This window comes from Sphingobium sp. (assembly GCA_035196065.1).
In the GTDB taxonomy this organism is placed as follows: Bacteria; Pseudomonadota; Alphaproteobacteria; order Sphingomonadales; family Sphingomonadaceae; genus Sphingorhabdus_B; species Sphingorhabdus_B rara.
The window spans coordinates 2,614,252-2,633,718 of the sequence record CP136575.1 but is presented as its reverse complement, the minus strand read 5'-3'; the positions used below and the strand labels follow the sequence as shown (position 1 = coordinate 2,633,718).

Annotated in this window: 21 protein-coding genes, 1 tRNA gene and 1 pseudogene; 11 read left to right on the top strand and 12 right to left on the bottom strand. The window is 59.4% G+C overall.

Going from position 1 to position 19,467, the window contains the following annotated elements:
• Nucleotides 1–10 precede the first annotated feature (10 nt).
• The 5 genes from RSE16_12670 to RSE16_12650 are packed head-to-tail and all read left to right on the top strand — an operon-like array spanning nucleotide 11 to nucleotide 6,571.
• The gene (locus RSE16_12670; GenBank protein WRH77355.1) at nucleotides 11–856 is read left to right on the top strand and encodes a DUF3473 domain-containing protein; all 846 of its coding nucleotides are present in this window, start codon (nucleotides 11–13) and stop codon (nucleotides 854–856) included.
• Nucleotides 853–1,926, top strand: coding sequence for a FemAB family PEP-CTERM system-associated protein (locus RSE16_12665; GenBank protein WRH75550.1), 1,074 nt, complete (start codon nucleotides 853–855; stop codon nucleotides 1,924–1,926). Before RSE16_12670 ends, RSE16_12665 begins: the two co-directional genes overlap by 4 nt.
• Nucleotides 1,923–3,110, top strand: a complete 1,188-nt coding sequence (locus RSE16_12660; GenBank protein WRH75549.1) for a TIGR03087 family PEP-CTERM/XrtA system glycosyltransferase — start codon at nucleotides 1,923–1,925, stop codon at nucleotides 3,108–3,110. Before RSE16_12665 ends, RSE16_12660 begins: the two co-directional genes overlap by 4 nt.
• A complete protein-coding gene (gene xrtA, locus RSE16_12655; GenBank protein WRH75548.1) occupies nucleotides 3,107–4,669 on the top strand; it encodes an exosortase A in 1,563 nt (520 codons plus the stop codon). Before RSE16_12660 ends, xrtA begins: the two co-directional genes overlap by 4 nt.
• Before the next feature lie 9 nt (nucleotides 4,670–4,678).
• Nucleotides 4,679–6,571, top strand: coding sequence for an amidotransferase 1, exosortase A system-associated (locus RSE16_12650; protein WRH75547.1), 1,893 nt, complete (start codon nucleotides 4,679–4,681; stop codon nucleotides 6,569–6,571).
• Here the strand turns inward: RSE16_12650 and truA are convergent.
• Together truA and fmt are read right to left on the bottom strand one after the other, a co-directional pair.
• Complete coding sequence (gene truA / locus RSE16_12645) at nucleotides 6,568–7,308, bottom strand: tRNA pseudouridine(38-40) synthase TruA (GenBank protein ID WRH75546.1); 741 nt, start codon at nucleotides 7,306–7,308, stop codon at nucleotides 6,568–6,570. The two genes, RSE16_12650 and truA, sit on opposite strands and share 4 nt — an antisense overlap.
• The gene (fmt, locus tag RSE16_12640; protein WRH75545.1) at nucleotides 7,305–8,210 is read right to left on the bottom strand and encodes a methionyl-tRNA formyltransferase; all 906 of its coding nucleotides are present in this window, start codon (nucleotides 8,208–8,210) and stop codon (nucleotides 7,305–7,307) included. The genes truA and fmt overlap by 4 nt, the downstream gene beginning before the upstream one ends.
• A 43-nt stretch (nucleotides 8,211–8,253) precedes the next feature.
• On the opposite strand from fmt, the gene recR reads away from it, so the two are divergent.
• Nucleotides 8,254–8,850, top strand: a complete 597-nt coding sequence (gene recR / locus RSE16_12635) for a recombination mediator RecR (protein WRH75544.1) — start codon at nucleotides 8,254–8,256, stop codon at nucleotides 8,848–8,850.
• Nucleotides 8,851–8,913: 63 nt separating this feature from the next.
• Nucleotides 8,914–9,471 (top strand): peptide deformylase, encoded by a 558-nt coding sequence (def, locus tag RSE16_12630; GenBank protein WRH75543.1) that lies wholly within the window; start codon nucleotides 8,914–8,916, stop codon nucleotides 9,469–9,471.
• A gap of 48 nt (nucleotides 9,472–9,519) precedes the next feature.
• Here def and RSE16_12625 read toward each other — a convergent pair.
• A tRNA-Arg gene (locus tag RSE16_12625) sits at nucleotides 9,520–9,596 on the bottom strand.
• Between the two features lie 59 nt (nucleotides 9,597–9,655).
• On the opposite strand from RSE16_12625, the gene RSE16_12620 reads away from it, so the two are divergent.
• Nucleotides 9,656–10,387, top strand: coding sequence for a queuosine precursor transporter (locus RSE16_12620; protein WRH75542.1), 732 nt, complete (start codon nucleotides 9,656–9,658; stop codon nucleotides 10,385–10,387).
• A 5-nt stretch (nucleotides 10,388–10,392) separates the two neighbouring features.
• Nucleotides 10,393–10,785 (top strand): hypothetical protein, encoded by a 393-nt coding sequence (locus RSE16_12615; protein WRH75541.1) that lies wholly within the window; start codon nucleotides 10,393–10,395, stop codon nucleotides 10,783–10,785.
• Here RSE16_12615 and purQ read toward each other — a convergent pair.
• Nucleotides 10,738–11,403, bottom strand: a complete 666-nt coding sequence (gene purQ / locus RSE16_12610) for a phosphoribosylformylglycinamidine synthase subunit PurQ (GenBank protein WRH75540.1) — start codon at nucleotides 11,401–11,403, stop codon at nucleotides 10,738–10,740. The genes RSE16_12615 and purQ overlap by 48 nt on opposite strands.
• On the bottom strand, nucleotides 11,403–11,633 hold the full coding sequence (purS, locus tag RSE16_12605; GenBank protein WRH75539.1) for a phosphoribosylformylglycinamidine synthase subunit PurS: 231 nt from the start codon (nucleotides 11,631–11,633) through the stop codon (nucleotides 11,403–11,405). Before purS ends, purQ begins: the two co-directional genes overlap by 1 nt.
• Nucleotides 11,634–11,807: 174 nt before the next feature.
• Between purS and RSE16_12600 the strand changes: the two genes are divergently transcribed.
• Nucleotides 11,808–11,960, top strand: a complete 153-nt coding sequence (locus RSE16_12600) for a hypothetical protein (GenBank protein ID WRH75538.1) — start codon at nucleotides 11,808–11,810, stop codon at nucleotides 11,958–11,960.
• 1 nt (nucleotide 11,961) lies between these two features.
• Here RSE16_12600 and RSE16_12595 read toward each other — a convergent pair whose 3' ends face one another.
• Both RSE16_12595 and RSE16_12590 read right to left on the bottom strand, forming a co-directional pair.
• Nucleotides 11,962–14,826: an insulinase family protein gene (locus RSE16_12595; GenBank protein ID WRH75537.1), complete on the bottom strand. Its 2,865-nt coding sequence runs from the start codon at nucleotides 14,824–14,826 to the stop codon at nucleotides 11,962–11,964.
• A 50-nt stretch (nucleotides 14,827–14,876) separates the two neighbouring features.
• Complete coding sequence (locus RSE16_12590; protein ID WRH75536.1) at nucleotides 14,877–15,656, bottom strand: phosphoribosylaminoimidazolesuccinocarboxamide synthase; 780 nt, start codon at nucleotides 15,654–15,656, stop codon at nucleotides 14,877–14,879.
• A 118-nt stretch (nucleotides 15,657–15,774) separates the two neighbouring features.
• Between RSE16_12590 and aat the strand changes: the two genes are divergently transcribed.
• Nucleotides 15,775–16,563, top strand: a complete 789-nt coding sequence (aat, locus tag RSE16_12585) for a leucyl/phenylalanyl-tRNA--protein transferase (protein ID WRH75535.1) — start codon at nucleotides 15,775–15,777, stop codon at nucleotides 16,561–16,563.
• Here the strand turns inward: aat and RSE16_12580 are convergent.
• The 5 genes and pseudogenes from RSE16_12580 to RSE16_12560 form a co-directional block, all read right to left on the bottom strand.
• Nucleotides 16,551–16,850: pseudogene (locus tag RSE16_12580) on the bottom strand (DUF2155 domain-containing protein). The gene aat and the pseudogene RSE16_12580 overlap by 13 nt on opposite strands.
• A gap of 152 nt (nucleotides 16,851–17,002) precedes the next feature.
• Nucleotides 17,003–17,389 carry an NADH:ubiquinone oxidoreductase subunit NDUFA12 gene (locus RSE16_12575; GenBank protein ID WRH75534.1) on the bottom strand — a complete coding sequence of 129 codons (387 nt, stop codon included), beginning with the start codon at nucleotides 17,387–17,389 and terminating at the stop codon, nucleotides 17,003–17,005.
• 48 nt (nucleotides 17,390–17,437) lie between these two features.
• The gene (locus RSE16_12570) at nucleotides 17,438–17,956 is read right to left on the bottom strand and encodes a DUF192 domain-containing protein (protein ID WRH75533.1); all 519 of its coding nucleotides are present in this window, start codon (nucleotides 17,954–17,956) and stop codon (nucleotides 17,438–17,440) included.
• Nucleotides 17,956–18,687, bottom strand: a complete 732-nt coding sequence (locus RSE16_12565; GenBank protein WRH75532.1) for a DUF2807 domain-containing protein — start codon at nucleotides 18,685–18,687, stop codon at nucleotides 17,956–17,958. The genes RSE16_12570 and RSE16_12565 overlap by 1 nt, the downstream gene beginning before the upstream one ends.
• 132 nt (nucleotides 18,688–18,819) lie before the next feature.
• On the bottom strand, nucleotides 18,820–19,347 hold the full coding sequence (locus RSE16_12560; GenBank protein WRH75531.1) for a CarD family transcriptional regulator: 528 nt from the start codon (nucleotides 19,345–19,347) through the stop codon (nucleotides 18,820–18,822).
• Between the last annotated feature and the right edge of the window lie 120 nt (nucleotides 19,348–19,467).

The window sequence follows — 19,467 nt, the reverse complement described above, 5'->3', positions numbered from 1 at the left end:
GGGAGGCCCGCTGTTGCTGAATGCCTTGTCGGTCGATGTGGAGGACTGGTTTCAGGTCGGCGCGTTCGAGGATGTGATCGCGCGCGATAGCTGGCCTGCGCGCGAATGCCGCGTGGAATGCAATACTGATCGATTGCTGGAAATGTTCGACGCAGCTGGCATTAAGGCTACCTTCTTCACGCTGGCCTGGGTTGCTGAACGCTATCCGCAACTGATGCAGCGGATCGTGGCTGCGGGCCATGAACTGGCCAATCATGGTTGCGCCCATGACCGCGTCTTTACGATGACACCGGCGCAATTTGCTGACGATCTTGATCGGTCGCGCAAGACAATTGAAGATCTGGGCGGTGCCGCGGTGCGCGGCTATCGCGCGCCCAGTTTCTCGATCAACAAAGACACGCATTGGGCACATCAGATCATCGCGGAACAGGGTTATCTCTATTCTTCGAGCATCAATCCCATTGCCCATGATCATTATGGCTGGGCAGACGCGCCCCGTTTTGCCTTCAAACCGGTTTCGGGGAGCGACCTTGTTGAAATCCCCGTGACCACCGCAATGCTGGGGAAGCGCCGCATTGCCGCAGGCGGTGGCGGCTTTTTCCGCCTCTTGCCTTATGCCTATTCACGCTGGGCGATCCGCCAGGTCAATCGGGAGGAGCGGCCGGCAATCATCTATTTCCACCCTTGGGAAATCGACCCCGGCCAGCCACGCGTTGCCAATGCATCTCTGCGGTCCAAATTGCGGCATTATAGCCGGTTGGACGCAATGGCGGGCAAGCTTGAACGGCTGATCGGGGATTTCCAATGGGATCGGCTTGACCATATTGTCGAGCGCGAGCGGACAAGAATTGCATGAATGCGCCAATGGTCAACGAACATATTATAGTTCGTCAGGCGGATTTGTCGGATCAATCCGATCGCGGCCAGATCGACAATTGGGTGTTGGCGCATCCACAATCGACGCCTTTTCATCGCCCCCAATGGCTGCGCGCGGTAGAGGTGGCAACGGGCAATCGCGCTTTCATGCTCGTTGCCGAAAATGATGCGGGCCAGATCGTCGGGCTTGTGCCCTGCCATGCGATAAAATCACCGCTTTTCGGCAATGCGCTGGTTTCTTCGGGTTTTGCCGTGGGCGGCGGCATATTGGCAGGGACGCAAGGGATCGCAGACCGACTGGCCGACTCGCTCTGGTCGCTGGCGTCTGAACAACGCTGCACCACCGCCGAATTGCGCGGCGGCGCAATCCCCCTCCATGGGTGGACGCTGCAAGCCGAAGCGCATGCCAATTTCGAACGCGCACTGGCTGTCGATGATGAAGCTGAACTGCTCACCATTCCGCGCAAGCAGCGCGCAGAGGTGCGCAAGGGGCTGGACGGCGGATTGACCATTGAAACCGGCAGCGGTTCGCGGGATCTTGATTGGCATTATCGCATTTATTCCGAAAGCGTGCGCAATCTGGGAACGCCTGTATTCCCCCGCGCGCTGATGGCGCAGACGCTGTCAGCCTTTGGCGATGATGCCGACATATTGACGGTTTTGTTCAATGGCGCGCCGGTTGCCAGCGTGCTCAGCCTGTATCACAAGGGCGCGGTCATGCCCTATTGGGGCGGCGGCATCTGGGCAGCCAGGGCGCTGCGTGCGAATGATGTGATGTATTATGCGCTGATGAATCATGCGCGCCGGAAAGGCTGCACACGCTTTGATTTCGGCCGGTCGAAGGTTGAATCTGGTGCCTATTTTTTCAAGAAAAACTGGGGCTTTCGGCCGGAACCTCTAACTTATTCTACGCGTACTACAGATGGCGTGGCGCCCCGTGATGTCAATCCGACCAGCGGTAAATACAGCGCCTTTGTCTCGATCTGGCAGAAAATGCCGCTGCCGCTCGCCAATCTTGCCGGGCCCTGGATTTCCAGAGGTCTGGGATGATGCGAGAGATATTGTTTCTGGCCCACCGTATTCCCTGGCCTGCAGACCGGGGAGACAAGATCCGTTCTTTTCATCTGCTGCAAAAGCTGCGCTCGCTTGCTCCGGTCCATGTCGCTGCCTTTGCCGATGACCAACGCGATCTCGACTGTGCAGAGCGCGAACGGGCAGGGCTTGCCTCGCTGCATGTCGAACTGCGCGCCAAGCCGCAATGGCTCGCCGGCATCGAGGCGCTGGCCAGCGGCAAGCCGGTATCGCTGACGTCCTTTGCTTCCAAATCGTTTCAGCGCTGGATTGATGAACGGCTCGGCAGCGGCAAGATCAGCCATGTCTTTGTGTTTTCGGGGCAGATGGCGCAATATGTGCCGGGTGATTATATCGGTCGCATCATCATGGATTTTGTCGACGTTGATAGCGCCAAATTCGAAAGCTATGCCGGCGAAGGAAACGCCTTGATGCGCTGGATCCATCAGCGTGAAGGAGAAAAGCTCGCCGGCTATGAAGCGCAAGTCGCAGCCCGGGCCAACGCCTGCCTCTTTGTCAGCGAAGCCGAAGCCGCGCTGTTCCGCGCCCGCAGTGGCGCTGGCAATGTCCACGCAATCGGCAATGGCATCGACACCGGCTTTTACGACCCGGCTGCACCCTTCAAAAAGCTGCATCCGCCATTTCCCGATCCACTGATCGTCTTCACCGGCCAGATGGATTACCGCCCCAATATCGAGGCGGTGACCGATTTCGCGGACAATGCTTTTCCGGCCATCCGTGCCGCCCATCCCGGAACGACATTCGCTATTGTCGGCCGCAACCCTGCGCCTGCGGTGGCGCAGCTTTCGGCTTTGCCTGGTGTTCAAGTGACCGGCGCAGTTGATGATGTCCGCCCATGGATTGCCGGCGCCGATGTGGTGGTTGCGCCGTTGCGGATTGCCCGGGGTGTCCAGAATAAGGTGTTGGAGGCCATGGCGATGGCGAAGCCGGTGGTTGCCTCGGCGGCGGCCGCCGAAGGGATTATGGCGGAAGACGGCATCCATTACCGGATAGCGGGTTCGGCCTTGGACGAAGCAAGGATCGTGTGCGAACTACTTGCTGATACCGACAGGCGGGTCGCATTGGGACAGGCAGCCCGCGCCCATGTCGTGAAAAATTATGGCTGGGACGTGCCATTGGCGGCGCTGGAGACATTGTTGTGAGCGGCCCGGATGCGGCTTCGCTTCCGGTTGATGGCAAAGACGCCATGACCGGTTCGGCCCTTGGCTTCGCCAGCGTGGAGTGGAAGGGCGCGCTTCGGAATCTGGCAATTGCCTGGGCCTTCATACTTGCGCTTTTCTGGCGCGATGCGGGCGATATGGCGGCAATCTGGTGGAACAGTTCGACCTTCAACCATTGCCTGCTGATCCTGCCGATCCTGTGGTGGCTGGTTGACCAGCGCAAGGCAGAGCTTGGCAAACTGCAGCCGCAGCTGTGGGCTTTGCCGCTGCTCTGGATTGGTGCGGGCGCGCTGGGCTGGATGTTGGGCAATGCCGGCGAAGTCGCGCTGGCAAGGCATTTGGCCTTGGTCATGATGCTGCAGGGCAGCGTCGCTCTGCTTCTCGGCCCGGCGGTGACTTTTGGCCTGCTATTCCCGCTATTCTACATGCTGTTCCTTGTACCATTTGGCGAAGAATTTGTGCCCGCACTGCAAATCCTGACGGCGGACATTTGCATGTGGTTGCTTGGGCTGACCGGCGTTCCGGCCCATATCGATGGCATTTATATTTCGACCCCGACGGCGCTGTTCCGCGTAGCGGAGGCCTGTTCGGGCGTTAAATTCCTGATTGCCATGGTGGCGCTGGGGGCGCTGGTCGCCAATTTGTGCTTCAGCAACTGGCCGCGCCGGATCGCGTTCATGGCGGCCTGTATTGTGATCCCAATCATTGCCAATGGCATTCGGGCCTTTGGAACGATCTATATTGCCCATCATGGTAATGTCGATTTCGCCGCCAGTTTTGACCATGTCGTTTACGGCTGGGTCTTTTTCGGCGTTGTGATCGCCCTCGTCCTCGGCGCCGGCTGGCCCTTTTTTGATCGCGCCGCCGACGCAGCGCCGATCAAGGTGGATGGCTGGAACATCCGCGCGCCCAGGCCGCTCCCCCAGGCCCAGGCTTTCGCGATGCTTGCCGCAGTTCTGCTCATTCCCCTCGGCTGGACGCATTATGTCGCGCAGCGCGCCGCCCCAGTGCCTGCGCAGATCGCCTTGCCCGATGTTCCTGGCTGGCAGCGTGTTGATTACCGCCCAGTCCATCCCTGGCAACCGCGCTTTGTCGATGCCAGCCACACGCTGCTTGGTCGCTATCAGAACGTTGAGGGACAGACGGCCGACCTGTTCATCGCCGTCTATGACCGGCAGAGCGAGGGCCGCGAACTGATAGGATTTGGGCAGGGTGCTGAAGGGCTGGGTGACGTCTGGTCATGGATCGAGGGTTGCCCCGCGCCGACCAATGGCCGCTGTGAACGGATAAGTTCGCGGCATCAGCACAGGCGTGAGGTGCTGAGTTTCTATCGTGTTGGTGGCGTTACCAGCGGGTCCGCCGCTGCAATCAAACTTGCAACGATGAAGGCGCGGCTGACCGGCGGCGATCAGCAATCGGTCGCAATACTGGTATCGTCCGAACAGGCGGGCAAGCAAAGCCCCCGGCCGACGATGGATGCTTTTGTCAAATCTGTCGGTGATATCGACAAACTGGCTGACCGAATGGCCGGATTGGACTAGATAGCGATTATGTGCGGCATCGCCGGTATCTTCCATGTCGAAAGTTCGAAACCCGTCGATCCTGAACGTGTGCGACGGATGACAGACGTGCTCGCGCATCGCGGGCCCGATGGATCAGGCGTGTGGACCGCGCCCGGAATAGGTCTGGGCCATCGCCGATTGTCGATCATTGACCTTGGCGGCGGCGCACAGCCGATGTTGACCGAAGACGCGCGTTTCGCGCTTTCCTTCAACGGGGAAATCTACAATTTCCAGGAATTGCGCCGCGAATTGGAGGCGATGGGCCACGCGTTTCGCACGCATAGCGACAGCGAAGTAATATTGGAGGCCTATCGCGCATGGGGGCCTGCCAGTGTGGAGCGATTGCACGGCATGTTTGCTTTCGCGCTTTATGATGTCGCCCACCGCACCCTGTTGCTGGCGCGCGACCGGCTGGGCGTAAAGCCACTTTATCATGCGCGGCTGGCGGACGGCAGCATCATCTTCGGTTCGGAACTGAAGGCGCTGCTTGAACATCCGGGGCTGCGGCGCGAACCCGATCTGGCAATGGTCGATGACTATCTGGCCTTTGGCTATGTGCCCGATCATGGCTGCATCGTTGCCGGGGTTCGCAAACTGGAGGCGGGCCATTATTGGTTGCTCACCCAAGGGAAGGCAGAACCTGCACCGACACGCTATTGGGATATCGACTTTTCAAGGCGGGTGAAGGGCAGCGAGGCCGAGTTGCAAGAGGAGTTGCTGCGGCTGATGCGCCATGCCGTGCTCAGCCGCATGGTCGCCGATGTGCCTTTGGGGGCGTTTCTTTCAGGCGGCGTGGACAGCAGCAGCGTAGTGGCCCTGATGGCGGAGGCATCCCGCCTGCCGGTGAAGACCTGCTCGATTGGCTTTGATGTTGGGGAATTGGACGAAAGCCAATATGCCGCTCGCATTGCCAAGCGGTTCCTGACCGATCATCACAGTAAGACGGTGGCGGCTGACGATTTCGGTCTGGTCGATACACTCGCCTTCCATTTTGACGAACCCTTTGCCGATGCCTCCGCGCTTCCGACCTACAGGGTGAGCGAGATGGCCCGTGAACATGTGACGGTCGCTCTGTCTGGCGATGGCGCGGATGAGGCCTTTGCCGGCTATCGCCGCCATGTCTTTCACCAAGGCGAAGAGCGGATGCGTGCGTTTTTGCCGCAAGCCATCCGTGGCCCGCTGTTCGGAACGCTGGGCAGGCTCTATCCAAAGGCGGATTGGGCACCGCGTCCGTTGCGCGCGAAAACAACGCTGCTCTCGCTAGGGCGTACAGGGGCAGAGGGCTATGCCGAGGCGGTTGGCGTTACCCCGCCGGCTTTGCGCGACCGGCTTTATTCCCGCCGCACCCAGCAATTGCTCCGTGGCTATCGGGCCGAATATCATATGCACCGGTTGATGGATGGCGCGCCGGCGCGCAGCGGGCTTGATCGGGCGCAATATGCAGACATGAAATTGTGGCTTCCCGGCGACATATTGACCAAGGTCGATCGCACCAGCATGGCGGTGGGTTTGGAGGCGCGTGAGCCGCTGCTCGATCATCGCTTGCTCGAATTTGCGGCAAGCCTGCCGGAAAATATGCGTGTGCGCGGCGGGCAGGGCAAATGGCTTATGAAGCGGACGATGGAGCGCTATCTGCCCGAGGATATCCTCTATCGCCCGAAAATGGGCTTTGTAACGCCGATCGCGCAATGGTTTCGCGGGCCGCTCGCAGATACCGCGCGTGGGATTGCGTCGAATACCACCTTGGCGCGAACCGGCTGGTTTGACAGTGCGGCCATTGCGCGCATTGCCGATGAACATATCGCCGGCCGTTCGGATCACAGCCGGCTGCTCTGGCAATTGCTGATGCTGGAAAAATCGGTCTCGCGGATTTTCGGTTAGGGATAGACCGCGCGCACGAAATATAGCCCGTCCGGCGGGGCATTCAGCGCCAGTGCCGCCCGATCCTTCGCCTCCAGCGCGACCTGCAGATCATCGACAGTCCAGCGTCCCATGCCGACAAAGGCGAGGCAGCCGACCATCGATCGCACCTGATGATGCAGGAAACTGCGGGCCGCAGCCTCGATCAGCACATGCTCGCCCTCGCGCCGCACATTGAGCCGGTCCAATGTCTTGACCGGGCTGTCTGACTGGCAATGGGCCGAACGGAAGGTGGTGAAATCATGCAGGCCGACCAGACGCTGCGCTGCTTCATGCATGGCATCGGCGTCCAGTGGCTGCGGCACTTTCCAAGCCCGGCGGGCTTCGAGTGCCAAAGGCGCACGGCGATTGGCGATGCGATAGATATAGGCGCGGCCGATGCAGGAAAAGCGGGCGTGCCAGTCATCAGGCACAATCTCGCAGGCTAGAATGGCGATCGGCCGGGGTCGCAATTGCGCGTTAACCGCTTCCATCAGCCGGAAGGGTTCGATTGGCTTTTCGATATCGGTATGGGCGCGCATCGCCAGTGCATGCACGCCGGCATCGGTGCGACCTGCCGCGTGCAGGATTGCCGCTTCGCCAGTGACGCGGCCAATCGCCTCTTCGATTTCCTGCTGCACCGACGGGCCATGTCCCTGCCGCTGCCAGCCCATATAGGGCGTGCCGTCAAATTCGATGGTGAAGGCAAAACGGTTCATGAAAGTATGGTGCCCGCCATTATGCGGTTGCCGCGAAGGAATTCGGCAAGCGCCATGGCTGGTTTGCCCGCGCGCTGGATGATTGTCGGGCGGATTGCCCTGTCAGCGCAGGCGATGGTCAACTGGTCGTCCAGCACGCCACCGCTGTTTCCGACGCCATCGACATTATCGGCAGCGAGTATGCGGTAACGCTCCCCGCCCAGTTCGAAAAAGGCGCCCGGTACCGGGTTGAATGCGCGAATTTGCCGTTCGACCGCTTCGGCAGGCTGGCTGAAATCGAGCCGCGCCTCTGCCTTTTCGATCTTGCGGGCATAGGTCACGCCGTCGTCAGGTTGCGCGGCCGCCGGGTGGGCATCAAGGTCAGCGAGCACCTTTACCATCAGCGCAGCGCCCAGCCCGGCCAGTTCGTCGGTCAAATCGCCTGCCGTCTTGCGGTCAATAGCGGTGGAGGCAGTCGCGCGGACTGGCCCGGTGTCCAGCCCCGCTTCCATCTGCATGATCATGACGCCGGTTGTTTCGTCGCCCGCAAGGATGGCGCGTTGCACTGGCGCTGCACCGCGCCAACGCGGGAGGAGCGAGCCATGGACGTTGAGGCAGCCATGACGGGGCGCATCCAAGATTGGTTGTGGCAGCAACAATCCATAGGCCGCAACCACGGCGACATCGGCATGCAGCGCGGCAAAGGCGGCTTGTTCTTCAGTCGCTTTCAGCGAGACCGGCGTGCGCACCTCCAGCCCCAAAGCCTCCGCCCGTGCATGGACGGCCGATGGCGTCAGTTTCTTTCCCCGGTTTGCGGGGCGAGGGGGCTGCGAATAGACTGCGACCACATCATGCCCGGCTTTCACCAACGCGTTCAGCGTCGGCACAGCAAAATCCGGCGTTCCCATGAAGATGATGCGCATCCAAGTCTTTCCTTTATCTGCAAGGGGCACTAGCTACCCCGATATGGCATCGCAAGAAATAGACGCGCTGGCGCAGGCATTGTCCCGTCTTCCGGGGCTGGGCCCGCGTTCTGCCCGCCGCGTCGTGCTGCATCTGATGAAAAAGCGCGAAACGGTGCTTCAGCCGTTGCTGCGCGCGCTGGAAGCCGTCGAAGAACGGCTCAAAACCTGCGCGACATGCGGCAATGTCGATACCAGCGACCCTTGCGGCATTTGCGCCGATCCCCGCCGCGACACCCGCGCATTATGTGTTGTCGAGGATGTGTCCGACCTGTGGGCGCTCGATCGTTCCCGTTTGTTTCCCGGCAAATATCATGTGCTGGGCGGACGGCTTTCCGCGCTTGATGGGGTGCGCCCTGAAGACCTCAATATCGATGGGCTGGTGGCGCGCGTTGCCGAGGGCGGCATTGACGAGGTGGTGCTGGCGATGAATGCGACCCTCGAAGGGCAGACCACGGCCCATTATCTTGCCGAGCGGCTGGAAGCCTTCCCGATCCGCCTGACGCAGCTGGCGCATGGCGTGCCGGTGGGGGGTGAGTTGGATTATCTCGATGAAGGTACATTGGCGCAGGCGCTGCGGGCGCGGCGTCCTGTCAGCTGACGGGACCAGCTTTTCGGTGGGGCAATGGTTGACCAATGCCCTCGCGCCGCCTATTTTGCGCGCATGGCTATTCTCCCCATTCTTGAAGTGCCCGATCAGCGGCTCAAAGTGATTTCAAATCCGGTGACGGAGTTTAACGACGAGCTTAAGCAACTGGTCGAAGACATGTTCGACACCATGTATGATGCTCCCGGTATAGGCTTGGCGGCGATCCAGGTCGGCGTGCCGAAGCGCGTCCTGGTGATCGATCTACAGGAGCCTGCCGATCATCATCACGACCATGACGGGCCGTGCAACCACGATCATGACGTGGTTCGCAATCCTCGTATCTTCATCAATCCAGAAATCCTCGATCCGTCAGACGAATATTCAACCTATGCCGAAGGTTGCCTGTCGGTTCCCGACCAGTTTGCCGAAGTTGAGCGCCCCGCCCGCATCCGCGCGCGGTGGCAGGATATTGATGGCAAGGTGCATGAAGAAGATATGGAAGGCCTGATGGCTATCTGCCTGCAGCATGAGATGGATCATCTTGAAGGCATATTGTTCATTGATCATCTTTCGCGGCTCAAGCGCCAGATGGTGCTGAAGAAACTGGAGAAGCAGCGCAAAGTCGCGGCTTGATGCCCTTGCGCTGCGCGGAGGCGCGGTGCAGTTTTGATCTTGGGAAAGTGGCGCGCCCTGCAGGAGTCGAACCTGCGACCTCAAGATTAGAAGTCTCGCGCTCTATCCAGCTGAGCTAAGGGCGCGCGCTGCCTGCGCCAATAACGGCTTTGCGCCGCGCTGCAAAGCAGATATGGCTTCCTGCATGAGCGAAACCCATATCGAAGCGCAAAGCGCCAGCGCCGCCGCGGGGCGGCATTTCCGCTATTATGACTTTGTCATGGCGGCATTTGTTGCCGTGTTGTTGCTTTCCAACGTGATTGGTGCGGCAAAGCCGGCGCAGATCGAATTGGGCGGTGAGCCCTGGGTGTTCGGCGCAGGCATCCTGTTCTTTCCATTGGGTTATGTGATCGGCGACGTCCTCACCGAAGTTTATGGTTATGCGCGCGCGCGCCGGGTGATCTGGGCGGGTTTTGCAGCGCTGCTGTTCATGGCCTTTATGAGTTGGGTCGTCGTCAGCCTTCCGCCGGCGGATGGTTGGGAAGGGCAGGCTGCCTATGAAAGCGTTTTCGGCCAAGTGCCGCGCATTGTCTTTGCCTCAATCGTTGCTTTTTGGGCGGGCGAGTTCGTCAACAGCTATGTTCTGGCGCGGATGAAGGTCTGGACCAAAGGCAAGCATCTCTGGTCGCGCACCATCGGATCGACCGTGGTGGGGCAGGGGGTCGACAGCATCATCTTCTACCCGCTGGCATTTTGGGGCGTTTGGGAGAATGAAGCGGTGCTTGCCGTCATGGTGACGAACTGGCTGCTCAAGGTGTTGTGGGAAGTGGTGTTGACGCCGGTCACCTATGCGGTTGTCGGTGGCCTCAAACGGCGTGAAGGCGTGGATATCTTTGACGATCACACCAATTTCACGCCGTTCAAAACACAGGTCTAATCGCCATGCTGTTCGGTTACACACCGCTGGATTTTCAGCATTTCAAGCTTGTGGTGATCGAATCGACCGGGCTCGCCAAAGATGCCCTGCATATTTATGCCGGTATGGGCCTATTCCTGCTGGTAAGGCTGGTCTGGCGCCGCAAGGGCGGCTGGGTGCTGGCTTGGCTTGCAACGCTGGCATTGGCCTGCGGTGTCGAATGGCTCGACATGCTGGCAGAAGCATCCAATAGCGCAATCATGCCCGATGCGGCCCATTGGCACGATATCTGGAATACGATGTTCTGGCCGACTATGCTGTTGCTGGTAGGCCGCTGGCTGCAGCCCCAGTCAAAACCGGCTGTGCCGGAATCAGGCGATTTCGCGGATAAGCCCTTCGAACAGCCGCCGACCGTCTGATCCGCCCTGCACCGCTTCGATCATGCGTTCGGGGTGCGGCATCATGCCCAGAACATTGCCGGCCTCGTTCAATATGCCTGCAATGTTACGCGCCGAGCCATTGACGGGTTCGGCATAGCGGAAGGCGACACGGCCTTCGCCTTCCAGCCGGTCGAGCGTTGCATCATCGGCAAAATAATTACCGTCATGATGGGCCACTGGAATCACAATCTCTTCGCCGGCGTCATAGCGGCTGGTAAAGATTGACTGACTGTTTTCGACGGTCAGCTTCACTTCGCGGCAGACAAAGCGAATACCGGCATTGCGCATCAAGGCGCCGGGCAGCAGGCCTGCCTCGGTCAATATCTGGAAACCGTTGCAGACGCCGAGCACTGGAACACCGCGGCCGGCAGCAGCAATAACCGCCTGCATAACCGGTGACCGCGCGGCCATCGCGCCCGAACGTAAATAATCGCCATAGGAAAAGCCGCCCGGAACGGCGATCAGATCCAGCCCTGCGGGCAGTTCGCTTTCGCGGTGCCAGACCAGCGAGGTTTCGGCGCCGGTTACTTCGCGAATGGCAACCGCCATGTCACGGTCGCAATTGGACCCCGGAAACTGGATGACTGCGGCGCGCATCAGCGGGCCTCGATCTCGAAATTCTCGATCACCATATTGGCGAGCAGCTTGCGCGCCATTTCTTCAAGCTCGGCTTTGCCGACGCTTTCGTCATGCTCGATCTCGATCAACCGGCCGGCGCGCACGTCCTGCACCCCGGAAAAGCCAAGCCCTTCAAGCGCATGGTGGATTGCCTTGCCCTGGGGATCGAGAACGCCATTTTTCAGGGTAACAAAAACGCGGGTTTTCATATGAAACTGCCTGCTGGGAAAGTTTCGCCCCCTATAGCTGCCACCGGGCCGGAAACAAGGGGGCGATTGATGGTTAAACGCGCAATAACCTCAAAATCGAACCGTTGGTTGACCAGGAAAAGTTATGCGACATGATCGACGACAAAGGTGGCAGCAGAGCCATGGAGGTGCGATATGGTCGGTCTATCAGCGGCGATGTTCGTCGCCATGTTCGGATTTGGCTCGCAGATTTTTGGCTGGAGCCGCTATACGCAGGACGAGGTGCAACTGGCGCTGTTCCTGTCCTTCGTCCTTGGCATATTGTGCGGATACAAGACCAAAGGTTGATCTAGCCGGCTGGTGCGGTTGCCTTTGCCTCGGGCATTGCGCGAAAGATATAGCTGGGCTTATCCGCCAGAAAGCGCTTGGCCGCCTCCCACACATCCTGCGCCGTGATCGAGCGGAACCGCTCTTCATTGCGGCGGAAGCGTTCAAGCCGCTCGGGTTCTGTCTGCGCCTGATCGACGATCTGCATCCAGGTTGAGTTTTGACGCCGCCAGTCGGCATAGCTTTCTAGCGAAGGCTTGCGCCCGCGTTCGAACAGGTCGGCGTCGACCGGCGCTGCCGTGATTTCCGCGATGACCGCCTCGACTGCCTTTTCGATCGCGTCGATATCCTTGGGATCGCCATTGGTACCAACCGAAAATGTGCCGCGGCCGGTATAAATGTCCGACATATCCGACGATGCGCCCGCACCATAGGTCGCGCCCAGTTTCTCGCGCAGTTCGTCAAGAAGGCGGATGCGGACGATGTCGGCAAGCAGTTCCATCGTCTGTTCCTGCCGCTGGTCGCTGTCGTCTGTTGTCGGCCAGACTCGCCGCCAAGCCATCTGGTTTGCTTCACCGCGGTGTGGCAGAATATGGATGCCAAAGGCGCCGCTATATCGGGTGGCGCGTGCCGCCGGATCGATCCCGGCCTCGGCTTTTCGCATCGGCAAGGCGCCAAAGGTGCGTGCGACCATCGCGATTGCTTCTGCCTCGTCGAAATCCCCGACCAGCCCGATCTCGATCGGCGCTGTCGCCAAAACATCGCCCAGAGCGGTACGAAGCGCAGCAAAATCGGCGGCTTCCAGTTGTTCGCGCGGCGGTAGCACGAACCGCAAATCATCGCCGTTCATCACACGCGCCTGCCCCTGCGTCAGTGTGGAAGAGGGTGTCGCGTTCAAGCGGCTGTAAAACTCGGCCAGTGGGCGGCGAAACAGCCTGACGGCGTCGCCGCGATAGCCAGGATCGGTGATCATTGCGGCAAGCAATTGCAATTGGCGTTCCAGATCCTTTCGAACCACCGCCGATGATCCGCCGAAATGGTCTGCACCGACGGCTAGGATCGGGGCTGCGGTTGTTCCGGCAAGGGCTGCGCGCAGATCATCAGCGTCATAGGCACCAAGCCCGCCGCCGACATAAGCACCCTGCATGAACATCGCCAGAGGTTGGTCTTTCTGTGCGAAATGCATCCGTCCACCATCGACCCGCAACGACCAACGCACCCGATCCTTTTCAAAATCAGTCTTTTTCAGGTTGAGCCGGACGCCATTGGCAAAACGCAATGTGCGGATATCGAGATCGGATATTCGGGTGTCGCTGACAAGGACACCCGCTGTGCCAAAATCGGAATAGGCCCAGCCTTTGGCCACGCGCAGATCGGGCGGGGTGACAGCGCTGTTCCGGCTGGCAGTGAAGGCGGAAACTATGTCTGCCTCTGTCACGCCGTCGATCTTGCGGCCGGACAGAAAAATTTGCGGCCGTTCCAGCTTATTGAACCAATAGGCAAATTCGCGGCTGACGCTATCCGCGCCCATGAACGGCCGCAATTGCAACCAAAGCCGCTGGCGGTAATCGGCGGCGGTGACGATATCATCGTCCAGATTGGTCAGTTCATTGGCAAAGGCCCCGCTCGTTGTGGTGCTTTCACTGCGCACAGCATTGGCAAAGGCCGCGTCCAGCCGTTGGATCTGCTCGGCAATTTCCTGCTCGCCAAAACCATGTTCGACCGCCTGACGCACCATTTGTTCGACGATGGGCAGGGCTTTGCGCCACGCGCCATCCTTTGAACCGATGGCGAATCCAACCCTTGCATGTTTATCGCAGAAACCTGCGGAAAAGCCGATGTTGCTGCCCAGCAATGGCACATCTTCGCGGCGGCTTTTGCGCGCGATCCGGTCACCGATAATCCCTGCCGCAATCTGCATGCGAAGATCGAGCAGTGCGCGTTCGAAGGTATCGGGGCGCGGCCTGTCGGGCAAAATCTGCTCGACACTGATGGCCTCGCTTACTTCGGGATGGCTAAAGACGCCCGCGCCGCTGGGACGCTGCGTATCAAAACCGCATCGGTCCAGATCGCCCAACTGCCGGCCTTCGCCGCGCCATGAGGCGAAATGGCGCAGGATCGCCTTTTCCATCGCGACGGGATCGACTGGTCCGACAATGATCAGCCGGGTGCGGTCCGGGGTGTACCAACGGCGATATAAAGCGCGCATGCGTTCGGCCGGCGCATTTTGGAGCACATCCAGCGTCCCGATAGGATAGCGGGTGGAAAAATAACTGTCGGGATAAAATAGCTGGTTGACCGCGCGGGCGCGTTGGAAATTGTAATTTTCCCTGTCGCGCATTTCGGCGATCACGACGCCGCGCTCGCGTTCGACCGCTTCGGGATTGAACAGCACTTCGCTTGCCGTCTCGCGCAGCAGGAACAGCGCCTGATCGATGAGCTGTGGATCGGATTTGGGCAGATCAAGCTTGTATTGCGTGCGCAGATAGCCGGTCGAGGCATTGGTATCTGCGCCAAAGCTCAGCCCGAGCCGTTCGAGTTTGCGCACCATTTCGCCCTCGGGCACATTGGTGGTGCCGTTGAACGCCATATGCTCGATAAAATGGGCAAGGCCCTGTTCGTTATCTGCTTCTGCAGCCGATCCGAATTCGACCGCCAGCCGGATCAGGACCTGGTTTTCAGGCCGTTCGTTATGGCGAATGGCATAGCGCAGGCCGTTGGGCAGAACGCCATAGATGATGCGCTTGTCCGCCTCCAGATCGCTGGTCTCGCTGTTCCACGGCGCGGTGCGCTGCGCCTTGTCGGCGGCTGATGCCTCGACTGGAACCGAAAGACACGCAAATGCGCATGCAAGGGCCAAGGATATGGCGGCGGATTTCTTCCCCATCGCGCCGTTATCGCCGCTTTGCCTTCAAACGCAATCGGCGAAGTTGTAAATCATTTGCCCTTGCGCAACCGATGCGTGACCATGTCGAGAACCGCGCCTTCGCCCTCTTCGGGAATCAGGCCAAGCCGGCGGGCAACTTCCTGATAGGCCTCTGCTTCGCCGCCCAGGTCGCGACGGAAACGATCCTTGTCGAGCTTTTCACCGGTTTCAATGTCCCATAGACGGCAACCGTCAGGGCTGATTTCATCGGCCAGGATGATGCGGCTGAAATCGCCGTCATACAGGCGGCCGAATTCCAGCTTGAAATCGACAAGGCGGATGCCGATTGCTGCGAACATCCCGCACATGAAATCATTGACGCGGATCGCCATCGAGCTGATATCCTGCATCTCTTCCTGACTTGCCCAGCCAAAGCAGGCGATATGCTCTTCGCCTACAAGGGGATCGCCCAAGCTGTCATCCTTGTAGCAATATTCGAGCAGTGTGTGGGGAAGGGGTGTGCCTTCCTCAATGCCCAGCCGCTTTGAAAGCGTGCCTGCCGCGACATTGCGAACGATCACCTCGATCGGGACAATTTCAACCTGGCGGATCAACTGTTCACGCATATTCAGGCGACGGATAAAGTGGGTCGGGATGCCGATATGGGCCAGCCGCGTGAAGACATGTTCGGACACGCGGTTGTTGATCACGCCCTTGCCGGTGATTGTTCCGCGCTTCTGCGCGTTGAAGGCGGTGGCATCATCCTTGAAATACTGGATCAGGGTGCCGGGTTCGGGGCCTTCGTACAGAATTTTGGCCTTGCCCTCATAAATTTTGCGGCGGCGTGTCATCGGCAGTTCCCGTAAAAAACAAATCACCCCGCGCCATCGTCGCGCAAAGGCGATCGATCGGGCCGGGGCATGGGCAGGCTTTAGCCCAATATGACTTTCCGTGCAATTGATGTTAGGGATGTTGTTTAGGGGAAACAAAGTGGCGATGAATCTCGACTTGCTGTTGAAAGCCTATGCGCACGGCATTTTCCCGATGGCAGATTCACGTGAAGACAGGGATTCGTTTTGGGTAGAGCCCAAGACCCGGGCGATACTGCCGCTGGATGGCATTCATATATCGAAATCGCTCGCCAAAACGATAAAGCAGGACCGTTTCATTGTGACGACGGATACCAGCTTTGCCGCGGTCATCCAGGCCTGTGCGCAAAGCACGGAGGATCGGCAGGAAACCTGGATCAACAGCGATATTGAAGCGGCATTTTGCGAGCTGCATCGCATGGGCATGGCGCACAGCATTGAATGCTGGTCGGACGGACAGCTTGTTGGCGGGCTTTACGGGCTTGCCATGGGACGAGCATTTTTCGGCGAGAGCATGTTTTCCCGCGCTACCGATGCGTCCAAAGTCGCGCTGGCATGGCTGGTTGCACGTATGCGTGTCGGCAATTTCACCCTGCTCGATTGCCAGTTCATGACCGATCACCTGCAATCATTGGGCGCGATCGAAGTATCGCAGCGGCAGTATCTCAAGCTGCTCGAAGCAGCGCTGTCACGCGATCAGGTCTCGACCGTCGCTTCGTCAGCGCCGCCGGCTTCTTCGGTGGCTGGCGCGGGTGCGGGCGCTGCAGCATCGGGTGGCGATTGGGGCTCGCTGGACGATTTGTTGGCGGGCGTTTCGGTGTCCGGTTCCTCATCGGCCGCTTCTTCGCCCGGGAAGCTCATCCTGCATTCCTTGACCCAGATATCGTAAACCGGGTGCTGCACGATGTTGGCGGCCGGATTTTCTTTGAACAACCAGCCCGAGAAGACCTGAACCCAGCGCTCTGCGGCATTGGTGCCGGCGGGGCGTTGATTGACGATCAACTGCACAAAGGCACCCTGATCCTGATAGGTTTCCCATGGCGCGGTTTTTTCGCAGGCGCGCACGCGGATCACCACCTTGCCGAAACGGACGGCTTCGCCAGGCTTTAGTTCGAAATCGCGGGTCTGGCCGTTGCGCTTGTTCAATAGGCCGACAACGGCAATGCGCTCTGCCATCGGTGTACCGGGCTGATCGACCAGTGCGGAAACGGGCCGGTCAGCACTTGCGGTCGTTTTTGCCTTTTCCTTCGATGCGGCCTGCGGCTCACCGCTTTGGCAGGCAGACAACGCGACCAGCGATGCAAGCAGCAAAGGCGGAACGCGCCGCCTCATGCTGCATCCGGGCTCCATGCGGTATAGTCGCCGGTTGCGGCCTGTCTTTTTCCGCCCTGTTCGATGGCGCCGCCGGGACGATAGGCCGCCTGGCTGCCGGTTGCATTGACGCCGGCGGGTAGTTCGAAATTGCGCTTGGGCGGAAGATAGCTGTCCGGCTCACCTTCAAAGGTATGGTGCAGCCAGCCATGCCATTCGGGTGCAACACGGCTCGCGTCGTTCGGGCCATGATAAATCACCCAGCGGCGGCTGTCGTCACGGTTGCGGTAATAGCGGTTACCCTCCGCATCCTCGCCCACCATGATACCGTTACGCGCGCTGAACAGCGCTGTACCGATCGTCGCGCCGTCCCACCAAGTGAAGATTTTTGCCAATATTCCCATGCGCCGCCGATTAAGCGCAAGCGTGAAGCCTTGCAATCAAAAAGGCAGTCAGCGCGCCTGCCAATGCACGCTATCGCCCGCCTTTATGCCAAGCTCGGCGGCCAAACCGCCGCGAAGTTCCAGCACAGCCACTACAGGCGCGGTCGATTCGACCGGGTCGGTTGAATAGGGCGTGGTGTTGGCGGCGATATTCTCGATCCGGCCGTCTGCCCGAACGAAGATGATATCGAGCGGAATGACCGTATTCTTCATCCAGAAACTGGCCATGCGCGTATCGGGAAAGGGAAAGATCATGCCGCGATCATCGGCGAGTGCGGTTCTGAACATCAGGCCGCGTGCTTGCTGCGCCGAAGTGCGGGCCACCTCAACGGTGAAGGCGTGGTTTTTTGTCCCGCTTTTGACACAAAGCTGGACCTGATCGAGCCCCGCCTCGCTCGGCGCCAGTTTTGCGCCGGGATCGCATGACGAACCTGTGGCATTTTGGGTTGCCGCCAAGCTGTCGGCGGTGCCGCCGCATCCCATCAGCGCCGCTGTTGCCAGCGCCAGCAATGGCCAAAACTTACGCATTATTTTGTTGCCTTTCCGCAGATGATCCGGGCCGAACCGGGCTGGCGAATGAAACAGGTCGCCTTGCCGTCGACGGTGATCGATCCCGATCCTGAATTGACGATTTCAACCGTGTCGGTGACTTGTAAATGTGTTGCGGCATTGCCGGTTTGTGCAAGCTTTGCCTGCTGGAGCCGCAGTCCTGCCGCATCGACCGTCGCGCCGCCATTGATACCGATTTGTGCCGCGCGCACGGTACCGCTGCCGATCTTCACAATGCCCTGGCCGGCGACGCTCAGGCTCAAACGGTCGCTTTCCAGCCGGGCGATGTCGATCGATCCCGGGCCGGATAATTTGACCGTGCCGGTGCCGCCGATGACGCGCATCTGGTTGACTGTGACATTGGCACTGCCATCCACCGAGATGCGGTTTACGTCACGGCCGCCCAGACGGATCACCAAAGGCGTGGTGGCTGGCGCCTTGCTTGTCTGGCCTTCATATTCCTGAATGCGGACGCGTAAGGTTCGTCCATTGCGTTCGATCTTCACAGCCTCGATCATCTGGCGGTCTCCGCTCGCCTTGGCAGAGGGTGACCGGTTGTTGTCGAAAATGACCTGCATGTCACCTTCGACCAGCAACTCTTCGAAACTGCCGATCAGAAAGCTGCGCTCTGCGGCCATTGCCGGAGCCGCTAGGGGGGACAGGGCAGGCGCAATCAGCGCCAGATGAAAGATGGCTTTGGTGGATCGCATGGCGGTATCTATGCCTTTTGCCACAGTAGCGGTCAAACAGCTTCGCTTTCGGTTCGTCGCCGGCGGTTTTGTGGGCAAGAAAAAAGGGCACCCGAAGATGCCCTTTTTGTCTGATGCACTATGACGACCCGATTATTCGGCGCGCTCATAATATTGCGGCGCGGCCTCTTTCAACACGCCGAGGATTTTCTTGAGCGCAGCAGGCTCATCGGTCTTTTCCATCGCTGCCAGCTCGCGGGCAAGACGGCTCGACGCCGCTTCGAAAATCTGGCGCTCCGAATAGCTCTGCTCAGGCTGGTCGTCGGGACGGAACAGATCGCGCGTCACTTCGGCGATCGAAACCAGATCACCCGAATTGATCTTTGCTTCATATTCCTGTGCACGGCGCGACCACATGGTGCGCTTGACCTTCGGTTTGCCCTTCAGCGTTTCCATTGCTTCCTTCAGGGTCTTGTCCGAAGACAATTTGCGCATGCCAACGCTCTCGGCCTTGTTCACCGGAACGCGCAGCGTCATTTTTTCTTTTTCAAACCGCAGCACGTAAAGTTCGAGCTGCATTCCGGCGATTTCGGAATTCTGCAACTCGATTACGCGGCCGACCCCATGCTTGGGATAAACAACATAATCGCCAACATCGAATAAGATTGCGCTGGACGCCATGAAAACGGACCCTTTCTGATTATATCAACGCAGGCGTTAATGCCGTTGGCATTTCGCTCCGATTGCTTCGGCAAGCGTTGATTGTTTGTCTTTCTAGTCAGTTGATGCCCGAGAACGCCC

What these genes read in the sequence shown, in the direction of transcription:
- purS (WRH75539.1), bottom strand. Translation starts at nt 11,633, where the DNA reads ATGAAAACCCGCGTTTTTGTTACCCTGAAAAATGGCGTTCTCGATCCC.
- RSE16_12595 (WRH75537.1), bottom strand. Translation starts at nt 14,826, where the DNA reads ATGGGGAAGAAATCCGCCGCCATATCCTTGGCCCTTGCATGCGCATTT.
- RSE16_12575 (WRH75534.1), bottom strand. Translation starts at nt 17,389, where the DNA reads ATGGGAATATTGGCAAAAATCTTCACTTGGTGGGACGGCGCGACGATC.
- RSE16_12660 (WRH75549.1), top strand. Translation starts at nt 1,923, where the DNA reads ATGATGCGAGAGATATTGTTTCTGGCCCACCGTATTCCCTGGCCTGCA.
- RSE16_12665 (WRH75550.1), top strand. Translation starts at nt 853, where the DNA reads ATGAATGCGCCAATGGTCAACGAACATATTATAGTTCGTCAGGCGGAT.
- purQ (WRH75540.1), bottom strand. Translation starts at nt 11,403, where the DNA reads ATGCGCGCCGCAGTCATCCAGTTTCCGGGGTCCAATTGCGACCGTGAC.
- RSE16_12615 (WRH75541.1), top strand. Translation starts at nt 10,393, where the DNA reads ATGCTGTTCGGTTACACACCGCTGGATTTTCAGCATTTCAAGCTTGTG.
- recR (WRH75544.1), top strand. Translation starts at nt 8,254, where the DNA reads ATGGCATCGCAAGAAATAGACGCGCTGGCGCAGGCATTGTCCCGTCTT.
- RSE16_12600 (WRH75538.1), top strand. Translation starts at nt 11,808, where the DNA reads ATGGTCGGTCTATCAGCGGCGATGTTCGTCGCCATGTTCGGATTTGGC.
- RSE16_12590 (WRH75536.1), bottom strand. Translation starts at nt 15,656, where the DNA reads ATGACACGCCGCCGCAAAATTTATGAGGGCAAGGCCAAAATTCTGTAC.
- aat (WRH75535.1), top strand. Translation starts at nt 15,775, where the DNA reads ATGTTGTTTAGGGGAAACAAAGTGGCGATGAATCTCGACTTGCTGTTG.
- RSE16_12620 (WRH75542.1), top strand. Translation starts at nt 9,656, where the DNA reads ATGAGCGAAACCCATATCGAAGCGCAAAGCGCCAGCGCCGCCGCGGGG.
- RSE16_12650 (WRH75547.1), top strand. Translation starts at nt 4,679, where the DNA reads ATGTGCGGCATCGCCGGTATCTTCCATGTCGAAAGTTCGAAACCCGTC.
- def (WRH75543.1), top strand. Translation starts at nt 8,914, where the DNA reads ATGGCTATTCTCCCCATTCTTGAAGTGCCCGATCAGCGGCTCAAAGTG.
- RSE16_12570 (WRH75533.1), bottom strand. Translation starts at nt 17,956, where the DNA reads ATGCGTAAGTTTTGGCCATTGCTGGCGCTGGCAACAGCGGCGCTGATG.
- fmt (WRH75545.1), bottom strand. Translation starts at nt 8,210, where the DNA reads ATGCGCATCATCTTCATGGGAACGCCGGATTTTGCTGTGCCGACGCTG.
- truA (WRH75546.1), bottom strand. Translation starts at nt 7,308, where the DNA reads ATGAACCGTTTTGCCTTCACCATCGAATTTGACGGCACGCCCTATATG.
- RSE16_12560 (WRH75531.1), bottom strand. Translation starts at nt 19,347, where the DNA reads ATGGCGTCCAGCGCAATCTTATTCGATGTTGGCGATTATGTTGTTTAT.
- RSE16_12565 (WRH75532.1), bottom strand. Translation starts at nt 18,687, where the DNA reads ATGCGATCCACCAAAGCCATCTTTCATCTGGCGCTGATTGCGCCTGCC.